Origin of the sequence: Pseudomonas sp. S3E12 (assembly GCF_001702295.1) — a bacterium.
Classification (GTDB): domain Bacteria; phylum Pseudomonadota; class Gammaproteobacteria; order Pseudomonadales; family Pseudomonadaceae; genus Aquipseudomonas; species Aquipseudomonas marginalis.
Window position 1 is genome coordinate 144,675 of sequence record NZ_MBDT01000022.1, and the last position, 11,524, is coordinate 156,198.

Genomic DNA, 11,524 nt, shown 5'->3' on the forward strand with positions numbered 1-11,524 from the left:
CACCTTCTGCAATCCGACCTAGACTTGTCAGTATTCCCACTCCGACAAGGCCGTCGCCCCATGATCTCCATGTCCTCCTTCCACGCCATGCTTATCCCTATCCTGATCGGCATGATCATGCTCGCCGTCGGCTTCAACTTCCGCGACAAGCCCCTCGGCGTGTTCGGCATGTGGATCGGCATGCTGCTGATCCTGGGCACCGTGGTGTACAAGATCCTCGCCAAACTGGCCGAATGACGCTTGCACTCGTACACTCGCTCAACCCGTCGTTTCCAAGGTTGACCGCCTCGTGCTTTCCCGTCTGTTTGCCCTGCCCTGCTGTTTCCTGATCGCCCTGCTCACGCTGCTGCCGCTCTCGTCCGCCCAAGCGGTGGGCCTGCCCGGGCTGCTCGGCACCACCAAGGCCCAACCCCAGGCCGAAGTGCCGTTGGGGCAGTCGCTGGACGAGGTGATCAAGACCCTGGAAAACGACCAGCAACGCACCCAGTTGCTGAGCGACTTGAAGAAGCTGCGCGCCGCTACCCAGAAGGCCCAGCCCGCCGCCGAGCAAGGCGTGCTCGGGCTGATCGGCAGTACGCTGTCAGGCCTGGAGCAGCAGTTCTCCGGCGCCGACAGCCCGCTGGGGCGCTGGTCGAATGAAATCGACCTGGCCAAGGATGAACTCAGTGCCCTGATGCTGCCGGCCAGCGAATGGCTGCCGATCATTTTCGGCTTTGCAGTGATTCTCGCGGTATGGAGCCTGCTGGCAGCCGCGTTGATCTGGCTGAGCCACCGGGTACGCGAGCGCTTCGGTCTGCCCGAGGAGTTGCCGCAACACCCGCGTACCTGGGACATGCTGCGCTTCGCCCTGCGCAAGCTGGGGCCCTGGCTGATCGCACTGGTGATCACCGTGTACCTGAGCTACGCCCTGCCCTCGTCCCTGGGCAAATCCCTGGCGATGGTACTGGCTTATGCGCTGGTGGTCGGCACCTGCTTCTCGGCGATCTGTGTGATTGCCTTCTCCCTGCTCGACGGCCCGCACCGCCACCGCGCGCTGTATATCCTGCGCCACCAGGCGTTCCGCCCGTTGTGGTGGATCGGCAGCTTTGCCGCCTTCGGTGAAGCCTTGAGCGACCCGCGACTGGTGGCTGCGCTCGGCCAGCACCTGGCCCATACGGCGGCCACGGTCGCCAATGTGATGGCCGCGCTGTCCACCGGCGTGTTTATCCTGCGTTTCCGGCGGCCGATCGCCCACCTGATCCGCAACCAGCCGCTGTCGCGCCGCCTGACCCGCCGCGCCCTCAGCGACACCATCGAGATCGTCGGCACCTTCTGGTACATCCCAGCCTTGTTGTTGGTGGGTATCTCGCTGTTCGCCACGTTCGTCTCCGCCGGCGACACCAGCACCGCCCTGCGCCAGTCGCTGTTGTGCACGGTGTTGCTGGTGTTGTGCATGGTGATCAACGGCCTGGTGCGGCGCCACGCACTCAAGCCGCAGCGGGGGCACAAGCGCCATGCGCTGTACTCCGAACGCCTGAAAAGCTTCGTCTACACCCTCGCCCACCTGGTGGTGTGGCTGGTGTTTATCGAACTGGGGCTGCGGGTCTGGGGCCTGTCGCTGATCCGCTTTACCGAAGGCGACGGCCATGAAATCAGCGTCAAGCTGTTCGGCCTGGGCGGCACGCTGCTATTTGCCTGGTTGATCTGGATCCTCAGCGACACCGCGATCCATCACGCCCTCACCCGCTCGCGCAAAGGCCTGGCCAATGCCCGCGCGCAGACCATGATGCCGCTGATCCGCAACGTGCTGTTCGTGACCATCTTCATCATCGCCGCCATCGTCGCCCTGGCGAACATGGGCATGAACGTCACGCCACTGCTGGCCGGTGCCGGTGTGATCGGCCTGGCCATCGGTTTTGGTGCGCAGTCACTGGTGGCCGACTTGATCACCGGCCTGTTCATCATCATCGAAGACTCCCTGGCCATCGATGACTACGTGGACGTCGGCGGCCACCTCGGCACCGTCGAAGGCCTGACCATCCGTACCGTACGCCTGCGCGACATTGACGGCATCGTGCACACCATCCCGTTCAGCGAGATCAAGAGCATCAAGAACTACTCGCGGGAGTTCGGCTACGCGATCTTCCGGGTGGCGATCCCCTACAACATGGAAATCGACGATGCGATCAAGCTGATGCGCGATGTCGGCCAGAAAATGCGCAACGATCCGCTGCAACGCCGCAATATCTGGTCGCCGTTGGAGATCCAGGGGGTGGAAAGCTTCGAGTCAGGCAGTGCGATCCTGCGCGCGCGCTTCAAGACGGCGCCGATCAAGCAGTGGGAAGTGTCGCGGGCGTTCAACCTGTCGCTGAAGCGGCATCTGGATGAAGCCGGTCTGGACCTGGCCACGCCGCGCTTGAGTGTGCAGGTGGTTACGGGGGCTGCGGGGGGGTTGGAGAAGGACAAGAACGCGTAAGGTCATGGCGAATGTGATGAGCTTGTTGTGGTTTGTGGTGAGCTTATTGTGGTGAGCTTTTTGTGGTGAGCGGGCTTGCCCCGCTCACCACAACAAGCCCGCTCAACCACAACAAGCCCGCTTGCCACAAAAAGCCCGCCCACCACGACAGGCCGGCCTACTGCAGGTTTTGCGTCAGGCCAGTGCTGCGCCGTCCATCTTCTGGCGCAGGCTCAACGGACGCATATCGGTCCAGGTTTCTTCGATGTAGGCCAGGCACTCTTTCTTCAGGCCGCTCTTGCCCACGGTGCGCCAGCCTTCCGGCACGGCCTTGTAGTCGGGCCAGATGGAATACTGTTCTTCATGGTTGACCACTACCTGAAACAGGATGTCGTCGCGGTCAAATACTGAGGTCATTGCTGTTCTCCATCGCTCAAAGGCTGGCTGCGCACCACGCGCAGCGCTGATATCTGTAGAAACGTACCAACACGCCAAAAAATTAGAGGCTGGCGACGGCTGCCGCCAGGGCGCGCCCGAAGATCTCAGCCACGCGGTCGATCTCGGCGGCGGTTATCACCAGGGGCGGCAGGAAGCGCACTACGCTGCCATGCCGGCCGCCCAGCTCGAGGATCAGGCCGCGCTTGAGGCATTCGCGCTGTACCAGCGGAGCCAGCTGGCGATGCACCGGCGGGTGGCCCTGGATATCCAGGGTGCCGTCCGGGTCCACCAGTTCCACGCCGAGCATCAGCCCGCGTCCGCGAATATCCCCCAGGTGCGGGTAGTCACGCTGCAGGATGCGCAGGTGTTCGCCGAGGCGCTCGCCCATGGCGGTCGCATGGCCGGCCAGGTCGTGCTCCTTGAGGTAGCGCATCACCGCCGAACCGGCCGCCATGGCCATCTGATTGCCACGGAATGTCCCGGCATGGGCGCCCGGCAGCCAGGTGTCTAGCCAGTCGCGATACACCACCACCGCCAACGGCAGGCTGCCGCCGATGGCCTTGGACATCACCACCACATCCGGAATGATGCCGGCGTGTTCAAAGGCAAACATCTTGCCGGTACGGCCGAACCCGCTCTGGATTTCATCGACGATCAACGCCACACCCGCCTGCGCGGTGATGCGCCGTAGGCCGCGCAGCCAGTCGAGATCGGCCGGGATCACCCCGCCCTCGCCCTGCACCACTTCGACAATCACCGCCGCCGGCAGCAACACCCCGGCTTCCGGGTCGTTGAGCAGGTTTTCCAGGTAATGCAGGTTGACCCGCACGCCTTCTGCGCCGCCAAGACCGAACGGGCAACGGTAGTCGTAAGGGAATGGCAAAAACTGCACGCCATTGCCGAGCAAGGCACCCAAGGGTTTTTTCGGCCCCAGGCTGCCCATCAGGCTCAACGCGCCCTGGCTCATGCCGTGATAACCGCCCTGGAACGACAGCACCGTGCTGCGCCCCGTGGCAGTGCGTACCAATTTCAACGCCGCTTCCACGGCATCGGTACCGGTGGGGCCGCAGAACTGGATCTTGGCTTCCCGCGCCAGCTCCGCCGGCAGCAGGCCGAACAGGTCCTGCACGAACTGGTCCTTGACCGGCGTGGTCAGGTCCAGGGTGTGCAACGGCAGTTCGTCGCTCAGCACTTGCTGGATGGCCTGGATCACCACCGGGTGGTTGTGCCCCAACGCCAGGGTACCGGCGCCGGCCAGGCAATCGATGAAACTGCGACCCTCCACGTCTTCCACGTAGATCCCCTTGGCGCGTTTGAGCGCCAGGGGGATGCGCCGCGGGTAACTGCGGGCGTTGGATTCCTGCTGACGCTGGCGGGCCAGCAGCGGGCTTTCGTCGAACTGATAAAGCGTTTCATGCACCTGGGTATCTTCGATACGGCTGGTAGCGACTGACATCTCTCGATCCCTCAATACGCGGATGATGGTGACCAAACTGCCGATCCGTTGGCGTCTGGCCCAAGGGCATGCGCACGGATTTCCTGTTCTGGAAACGCACCAGCGAGAAAAGGATTTAGGGGGCAGTGATGGTTGACTGATGGATGAGATCAAAGTCCGCGGTACTTTTCATTCAAGGCATACAGGATCGCGCAGGTCTCGGCATCCAACACACCACAATAATCCCGCGCCCGAAAGTGCATCTGAAACGCCCGGGTGCGCTGCTCGAACGCCTGGCGATTCTGCGCCGGCTTATAGCCATAGCGCTGAAATGCCCGCTCCACCTCCACTTCAGGCGGCAGCCCGACACAAAATCGGCGCTGGTACATGGCCCGCGTCGACTCGTCGAACCATGCCCCGACTCCCGCCTCGAACAAACCGCGCCAGGGCAGGCGCGGCCCCGGATCGCTCTTGCGCCAGTACGCCACGTCCGAGTGCCCGAGGATGTCGGCCGGTCCGATCTGCGGGTAACGCCCAAGGATGTCGCGAAGCAATGCAATCAACACCGCCACCTGCTCCTGGCCATACGCGGGAAAGGTGAAGACGCCACCGTCATCCCGAGCCAGGTTGACGATTTCGATGCCGATCGCCCGACTGTTGAGGTTATCGCGCCCACCCCAGTGGCTCGCCCCGGCATGCCAGGCGCGCTGGTTTTCGTGCACCAGGCGAAACACGCGTAACTCGTCATACCCGGCGGCGCGGTAGCCGGGCTCATGGGGATCCGGCAGCAGGTAATGCGCGCTGACCCCGTTCCGGGTCAGAGTTCGCAAGGAGGAGGCGAACGGCGCCGCGGTGTAATGCAGGATCACCTGCCGCACGGGTTCGCCGTGACGCTCGTTGAAATCCCTGGCGGGGAAACTGGTATCGATGACCAACATAAGAACCGTCCTTTTCAATACAGGCCGAGTCTTTCGGCCCGTTCAAGCGCAAAAAAATTACCGCCATCCTGAAGGGTTGCACTTCAAGCGGGCGGTAACTATTTGGCACGTCGAAAAGGAGGTCAGCGTCGTAACGGCATGCCCAGATCGACGCGCAGGCCATCCGCCTGGCTGTCGAACGTCAATGAGCAGGCACAGCGCTGCACGATCGCCTGCACGATCGCCAGGCCCAGGCCACAGCCCTCGCTGTTGCCGTTGCGCCAGAAGCGTTGGGTGAGGTATTGCAGGTCTTCGGGGGAGATCTGCTTGCCGTGGTCGCGCACGCGGAAGATCACGTGGTCGGCGGCGGTAAACACACTGAGCTCCACCCGTGTGTCTGCGGGTGTGTGGCGCAGGGCATTGTCCAACAGGTTGCGCAGGGCGGCGACCGCCAGGCCCACCGGCATGTCCACCGGGGTTTCGCTGAGGTTGTCCGCCAGGTTCAGGTCGATACGCCCATTATCGCCGGCATTCGCGTCCTGGATCGCCAGCCGTGCGACTTCCTCGGCGCTGGACTGCACGCCATCGTCGAATGACAGGCTGCCTTCCACCCGCGCCAACAGCAGCAATTGCTCCAGGGTGCGATGCAAGCGGTCGGCGCCCTCCTCGGCATGGGCCAGGGACTGGTCGCGGGCCGCGCCCTCGGTCATGCGCGCCACTTGCAGGTGGGTCTTGATCGCCGTCAGCGGGCTGCGCAGCTCGTGGGCGGCGTCGCCGGTGAGGCGGCGTTCGCGCTCGATGGTCTTGGCGATGCGTTGCAGCAGTTGGTTCTGGGTGTCGAGCAGCGGCTTGAGTTCGCTGGGCAGCGGGTGGATCTGCAACGGTTCGAGGGAATCGGCACTGCGGCGCATCAGCGCGTCACGCATGCGGTTGAGCGGCAGCAGGCTCTGGCCGATGCCCAGCCACAACAGGCACAGGCAACCGAGCATCGCCACGCCCACCGGCACCGAGGCGGCGAGCAGTATCGACAGGTTCAGCGCCTCGCGCTCCACCTGGCGGTCGGCGGTGGTGATCAACAGGTCGCCACGGGACAGGGTAAAACTGCGCCAGCCCACGCCATCGATGACCTGGTCACGAAAGCCGCTCTTGCGCGACTCCAGGCCCTCATCCGGCGTGGTATGGCTGCGGGCGAGGATTTCCCCGCGCAAGGAGCTGACCTGGCAGGCCATGCCCCCCGGCACATTCAGTTGCTCGGCGCTGAAATGCGCGCCGCCGCTGACACTGGCCAGGCCCGGCATCTGCTCGGTCAGGCCCGCCACCATGCGCGCCGACGCCACCAGACGCTGGTCGAGGGAGAACATCATCTGATTGCGCAGGTCGTTGAGCATCCAGGCCGCCGCCAGGGCCCAGATCAGTACAAACGCGGCGCCGAGCTTGAACGTCAGGCGCAGGCGCAGGCTTTTCACGAAACGTTCTCGCCATCGTCTGCCGGGCCGAGGCGATAACCCAGGCCGCGCACGGTCTCGACGATGCCATTGCCCAACTTGCGCCGCAGGTGATGGATATGCACGTTGAGGGCGTTGCTTTCCAGTTCATCGTTGAAGCCGTAGACGCTGTCCTTGAGTTGCTCGCTGGACAGAACCCGACCTTTGTTGTGCAGCAAGGCCTGCAACAGCGCCTGTTCACGCCGGGACAGGTCCACCGGCTGGCCGCCCAACAGGGTTTCGCGGCTGCTCGGGTCGTAGGTCAGCCGGCCGTGCTCGATCAGGTTGACGCTGCGCCCCGCCATACGGCGCAGCAGGGTTTGCAGGCGTGCGGCCAATTCGCGCAGGTCGAAGGGTTTGAGCAGGTAGTCATCGGCACCGGCTTGCAGGCCGTCGACGCGGTTGGTCACCGAATCCCGCGCGGTGAGGATCAGCACCGGAATCTCCAGGCCCTGGCTGCGCAGCTGTTGCAGCAGCTTGAGGCCGTCTTCGTCGGGCAGGCCGAGGTCAAGCACCATGATGTCGAAGGTCGCCGCCTTGAGCATCGCGCGCGCAGCGGCGGCCGTGGCCACGCGCTCGACTGTAAAGCCCTGGGCTCCGAGGCCGGCCACGATGCCGCTGGCGATCAGTTCATCGTCTTCACAGACCAGTACGTGCATGCTGAACCCTTCATGAAAGATGGGGGGATTAAAAGTGCAGCGGATTAAGCGCAGATTATGCCGTGAAAAGATGCAAGCTCAGATAATCCCTACACTTTAGAATAGCGCCCGGTTAATCATCGGTTAATCAACGCCACACATTGTGTGCCTCACTTGCATCGAACTAAGGCTTGACCATGCGGCATCTGTTTACCTTTCTGCTGGTGTTATTCGCGGGGTTCGCCCAGGCCGCGCCGGGCAATCCGTTTGAGACCAAACCTGATTTCCTCCCGGTGGGCAAGGCCTTCACCTTTACCTCCGAACGTCTTGAAAGTGGCGAGACCCAGCTGTATTGGCAGATTGCCGACGGTTATTACCTGTACAAGCAGCGCATGAAGTTCGATGGCCTGGCCGAAAAGCCCGTGCTGCCGCAAGGCGAAGCCCATAGCGACGAGTTCTTTGGCGAGCAGGAAGTGTATCGCCAGGGCCTGGAAGTGAAGATCCCCGCCGGTGTCACCGGCCAGGTCAAGCTCGGCTGGCAGGGCTGCGCCGACGCAGGGCTGTGCTATCCGCCGCAGTCGATCAGCGTAGACCTGGGCGGCAACCCCGCCGTTGCGGCCACCGCCGAAGCCCAGGACCAGAGCCTGGCCAGCGGCCTGCAACAACGTAGCCTGGGCTGGAGCCTGCTGGTGTTCTTCGGCCTGGGCCTGCTGCTGGCGTTTGCCCCGTGTTCGTTGCCGATGCTGCCGATTCTCGCCGGTCTGGTGGTGGGCAGTGGCGCCAGCCCGCGTCGCGGCTTTGCCCTGGCCGGCAGCTACGTGGTGTGCATGGCGCTGGTGTACGCGGCGCTCGGCGTACTCGCCGCCCTGCTCGGCGCCAACCTCGCGGCGCTGTTGCAAACCCCGTGGATCCTCGGCAGCTTCGCCGCCTTGTTCGTGATCCTCGCCCTGCCGATGTTCGGTTTCTTCGAACTGCAACTGCCCGTGGCCTTGCGCGATCGCCTGGATAACGTCAGCCGCAACCAGAGCGGCGGCAGCCTGGTCGGCGCCGGGGTGCTCGGCGCGCTGTCCGGCCTGCTGGTGGGGCCGTGCATGACCGCGCCCCTGGCCGGTGCATTGCTGTATATCGCCCAGAGCGGCAATGCCCTGCACGGCGGCCTGATCCTGTTCGCCATGGGCATCGGCATTGGCGTGCCGCTGCTGTTGCTGGTGACCGTGGGCAACCGTTTCCTGCCCAAGCCGGGCACCTGGATGAATGTGCTCAAGGGCATCTTCGGCTTCCTGTTCCTGGCCACCGCCGTGCTGATGATTCGCCCGGTGATCGACGAAAGCCTGTGGCTCGGCCTGTGGGGCGTGCTGGCCATGTCCATGGCCTATTGCGGCTGGCGCCTGGCCCAGGATTTCGGGCGGGTCGCCATGCTGTTCGGCGCCGGTGCCGTGGTCGTGGGGTTATGGGGCGGCCTGCTGCTGGTGGGTGCGGCGGGAGGCAGCGATGACCTGTGGCAACCGTTGAAGGTCTACAGCGGCTCGCGGAGCACTGCCGCACCCAGCGCCCACGAAGCCTTCATGACCATCAATGACCCCGCTGTGCTGCAAGGCCAACTCGACAGCGCCAAGGCCCAGGGCCAATGGGTGCTGGTGGACTACTACGCCGACTGGTGCGTGTCGTGCAAGATCATGGAAAAACAGGTGTTCGGCAAACCCGAAGTGCTCGATGCATTGAAGGATGTCCGCCTGCTGCGCCTCGACGTCACCGCCGACAATGCCGCCAGCCGCGCACTGCTGGGCCGTTACCAGGTGCCGGGGCCGCCCAGCTTCGTGTGGATCGGCCCTGACGGTGAGGAACGCCGCGCCCAGCGCATCACCGGCGAAGTGGATGCCGCCGCTTTCCTGCAACGCTGGACTCACGCCCGGGACGCCCTCTGATGCTGACCCTGACCATCGGCACCTTCGCCATCGCCCTGAATCACATCCTGCTGATCAGCGCGTTGATTCTCGCCACCCTGGTGGGTTGGCGCGTGGCCAAGCGTGGCGGTGAAAATCCGGAATCGGTGCTGTTCAGCCTGTTCCTGCTGGGCATGCTGGCGGCCCGCGTCAGCTTCGTGCTGATGTACTGGAGTTATTACAGCAACGACTGGCTGCAGATGGTCGACCTGCGCGACGGCGGTTTTCTCGCCTGGCCCGGTATCGTCGCCCTGATCCTCGGTGCACTGCTCTATGGCTGGCGTCGCCCGGCGCTGCGCAAGCCCCTGAGCGCCGGGGTCATCACCGGGCTGGTGTTCTGGGGCATGACCAGCCTGTCCTTGAGCGTGTATGAGAAAGGCACACGCCTGCCGGACATCACCTTGCGCAACGCCAATGGCGAGGTCGTGCAACTGGCCGATTACCAGGGCGGTCCGCTGGTGATCAACCTGTGGGCCACCTGGTGCCCGCCGTGCCGCCGTGAAATGCCGGTGCTGGAAAGCGCCCAGCGCATGCGCCCCGACGTGACCTTCCTGTTCGTCAACCAGGCCGAAAGCATGCAAAGCGTCAGCACCTTCCTCGCCACCCAGGGCCTGACCCTCGACAACGTGTTGTTCGACGCCAGCGGCCGCCTCGGCCAGGCCGTGGGCTCCATGGCCTTGCCCACCACGCTGTTCTACCAAGCCGACGGGCGCCTGATCAACAGCCACCTGGGCGAGTTGTCCCAGGCCAGCCTGGCCCGTGCCATGGAACCCTTCGACACCGCCCCTGCCGCCACAAGGAAACCGACATGCCTCGCCTCCGCCACCTGCTGACCCTGCTGCCGCTGACGCTGGCGGCCACCCTGGCCCAGGCCGAAGACTGGCCGGCACCGATCAAACAGATCGAAGCCAAAGGCGCCAAAATCCTCGGCAAGTTCGACGCCCCCAGCGGCCTCACCGGCTACGCCGCGCAGTACCAGAACCGCGGCATGGCCCTGTACCTGACCGCCGACGGCAAGAGCGTGATCGCCGGCAACCTGTACGACGCCCAGGGCAATGACCTGAGCAGCGCGCCCCTGGAAAAACTGGTGTACGCGCCGATGGCCAAGGAAGTCTGGGCCAAAATGGAAAAAAGCAGCTGGATCCAGGACGGCGACAAAAACGCCCCGCGCATCGTCTACCTGTTCAGCGACCCCAACTGCCCGTACTGCAACATGTTCTGGGAACAGGCGCGGCCATGGGTAAAAGCCGGCAAGGTGCAGTTGCGCCACATCATGGTCGGCATCATCCGCGAAGACAGCGCCGCCAAGTCGGCCGCCCTGTTCGCCGCCAAGGACCCGCAAAAGGCCCTGGAAGAGCACGAAGCCGCCGGCAAAGGCAGCAAATTGCAGGCGCTGGCCAAGATCCCGGCGGACATCGAAGCCAAGCTCGATGCCAATATGAAATTGATGGATGAGCTGGAACTGTCGGCGACGCCGGCGATTTTCTACCTGGATGACAAGGGCGGCTTGCAGCAACAGCAAGGGGCGCCGTCGCCGGAGAAGTTGGCGAAGATTATGGGGCCGAAGTAAGCGGCGCCTGGTCTGACGCCATCGGGGCATGGGTATCTACACAACTTTCAGGCTGAAAAATCTCTTTGTGGTGAGGGAGCTTGTTTCCGTGGCGGCCTTTGGGCCGACCATGTCGTTGGATTTGACCGAGTACATATCCGTTGCTGCGGTAACGGCGGCTATGGGTTCCGCCCTTACGGCGGGTCACTTTGGAAAAGCCCCAAAGTAACCAAAGGGCTCTTGCCCCACCACTCGGTACCTCGCCTAGGCTCGGTATGCCCTCACTCCGGCTTGAATCCGTGGGCCGCCGTCCTGCCGGGTTACCCACGGATTCAAGCCTGCGCTCGGCCAGCGTGGTTAACGGGGCGCCTGAGATCAAGATCAAAAGCCAGAGCCAGAGCCAGAGCCAGAGCCAGAGCCAGAGCCAGAGCCAGAGCAGATCAAAAGATTGCTGACTTCGTCAGCGGTTAAGGAAGTAGAAGCCACACCGCGCACGCTTCAATAATCAGGTCGGCTTTAAGGCCGCCTCGCTTTGTTTTTGATCTGGGATCGCCCCGTCAAACACGCTGGCCGAACGCAGGCTTTGGAGCGTGGGTAACCCGGCAGGACGCCGGGTTAGCCGCGCTGGGCCAAGGATGGCCCATCGCGGCGGCCCACGCTCCAAAGCCGGAGTGAGGGCACACCGA

At 63.8% G+C, this 11,524-nt stretch carries 10 protein-coding genes and 1 pseudogene; 6 read left to right on the forward strand and 5 right to left on the reverse strand.

Annotated elements, in window-relative coordinates; translation table 11 throughout:
- The first annotated feature begins 60 nt into the window (after positions 1-60).
- The gene (locus BB029_RS33350; RefSeq protein WP_010208820.1) at positions 61-237 is read left to right on the forward strand and encodes a hypothetical protein; all 177 of its coding nucleotides are present in this window, start codon (positions 61-63) and stop codon (positions 235-237) included.
- Between the two features lie 52 nt (positions 238-289).
- Complete coding sequence (locus tag BB029_RS20080; protein WP_027603906.1) at positions 290-2,455, forward strand: mechanosensitive ion channel family protein; 2,166 nt, start codon at positions 290-292, stop codon at positions 2,453-2,455.
- A 174-nt stretch (positions 2,456-2,629) separates the two neighbouring features.
- Here the strand turns inward: BB029_RS20080 and BB029_RS20085 are convergent, their stop codons facing one another.
- The 5 genes from BB029_RS20085 to BB029_RS20105 all read right to left on the reverse strand — a co-directional run bounded on the left by BB029_RS20085 (position 2,630) and on the right by BB029_RS20105 (position 7,367).
- Entirely contained in the window at positions 2,630-2,851 is a 222-nt protein-coding gene (locus BB029_RS20085) for an MbtH family protein (protein ID WP_017527671.1), read from the reverse strand.
- 82 nt (positions 2,852-2,933) lie between these two features.
- Complete coding sequence (locus BB029_RS20090; protein WP_065940526.1) at positions 2,934-4,328, reverse strand: aspartate aminotransferase family protein; 1,395 nt, start codon at positions 4,326-4,328, stop codon at positions 2,934-2,936.
- Positions 4,329-4,477: 149 nt separating this feature from the next.
- A complete protein-coding gene (locus BB029_RS20095; protein ID WP_065940527.1) occupies positions 4,478-5,245 on the reverse strand; it encodes an N-acetylmuramoyl-L-alanine amidase in 768 nt (255 codons plus the stop codon).
- A gap of 122 nt (positions 5,246-5,367) precedes the next feature.
- Positions 5,368-6,690, reverse strand: coding sequence for an ATP-binding protein (locus tag BB029_RS20100; protein WP_065940528.1), 1,323 nt, complete (start codon positions 6,688-6,690; stop codon positions 5,368-5,370).
- The gene (locus BB029_RS20105; RefSeq protein WP_027603901.1) at positions 6,687-7,367 is read right to left on the reverse strand and encodes a response regulator; all 681 of its coding nucleotides are present in this window, start codon (positions 7,365-7,367) and stop codon (positions 6,687-6,689) included. The genes BB029_RS20100 and BB029_RS20105 overlap by 4 nt, the downstream gene beginning before the upstream one ends.
- A 176-nt stretch (positions 7,368-7,543) precedes the next feature.
- Here BB029_RS20105 and dsbD point away from each other — a divergent pair, with 176 nt between their 5' ends.
- The 4 genes and pseudogenes from dsbD to BB029_RS34310 all read left to right on the forward strand — a co-directional run.
- The gene (dsbD, locus tag BB029_RS20110; RefSeq protein WP_065940529.1) at positions 7,544-9,271 is read left to right on the forward strand and encodes a protein-disulfide reductase DsbD; all 1,728 of its coding nucleotides are present in this window, start codon (positions 7,544-7,546) and stop codon (positions 9,269-9,271) included.
- The gene (locus BB029_RS20115; protein WP_065940530.1) at positions 9,271-10,122 is read left to right on the forward strand and encodes a TlpA disulfide reductase family protein; all 852 of its coding nucleotides are present in this window, start codon (positions 9,271-9,273) and stop codon (positions 10,120-10,122) included. The genes dsbD and BB029_RS20115 overlap by 1 nt, the downstream gene beginning before the upstream one ends.
- Positions 10,098-10,859 (forward strand): thiol:disulfide interchange protein DsbG, encoded by a 762-nt coding sequence (gene dsbG, locus BB029_RS20120; RefSeq protein ID WP_065940531.1) that lies wholly within the window; start codon positions 10,098-10,100, stop codon positions 10,857-10,859. Before BB029_RS20115 ends, dsbG begins: the two co-directional genes overlap by 25 nt.
- Before the next feature lie 270 nt (positions 10,860-11,129).
- Positions 11,130-11,233 (forward strand): annotated as a pseudogene (locus tag BB029_RS34310) (nucleoid-structuring protein H-NS); the annotation flags it as partial.
- Positions 11,234-11,524 lie beyond the last annotated feature (291 nt).

What these genes read in the sequence shown, in the direction of transcription:
- BB029_RS33350 (WP_010208820.1), top strand. Translation starts at nt 61, where the DNA reads ATGATCTCCATGTCCTCCTTCCACGCCATGCTTATCCCTATCCTGATC.
- BB029_RS20085 (WP_017527671.1), bottom strand. Translation starts at nt 2,851, where the DNA reads ATGACCTCAGTATTTGACCGCGACGACATCCTGTTTCAGGTAGTGGTC.
- BB029_RS20090 (WP_065940526.1), bottom strand. Translation starts at nt 4,328, where the DNA reads ATGTCAGTCGCTACCAGCCGTATCGAAGATACCCAGGTGCATGAAACG.
- BB029_RS20095 (WP_065940527.1), bottom strand. Translation starts at nt 5,245, where the DNA reads ATGTTGGTCATCGATACCAGTTTCCCCGCCAGGGATTTCAACGAGCGT.
- BB029_RS20105 (WP_027603901.1), bottom strand. Translation starts at nt 7,367, where the DNA reads ATGCACGTACTGGTCTGTGAAGACGATGAACTGATCGCCAGCGGCATC.
- dsbD (WP_065940529.1), top strand. Translation starts at nt 7,544, where the DNA reads ATGCGGCATCTGTTTACCTTTCTGCTGGTGTTATTCGCGGGGTTCGCC.
- BB029_RS20115 (WP_065940530.1), top strand. Translation starts at nt 9,271, where the DNA reads ATGCTGACCCTGACCATCGGCACCTTCGCCATCGCCCTGAATCACATC.
- dsbG (WP_065940531.1), top strand. Translation starts at nt 10,098, where the DNA reads ATGCCTCGCCTCCGCCACCTGCTGACCCTGCTGCCGCTGACGCTGGCG.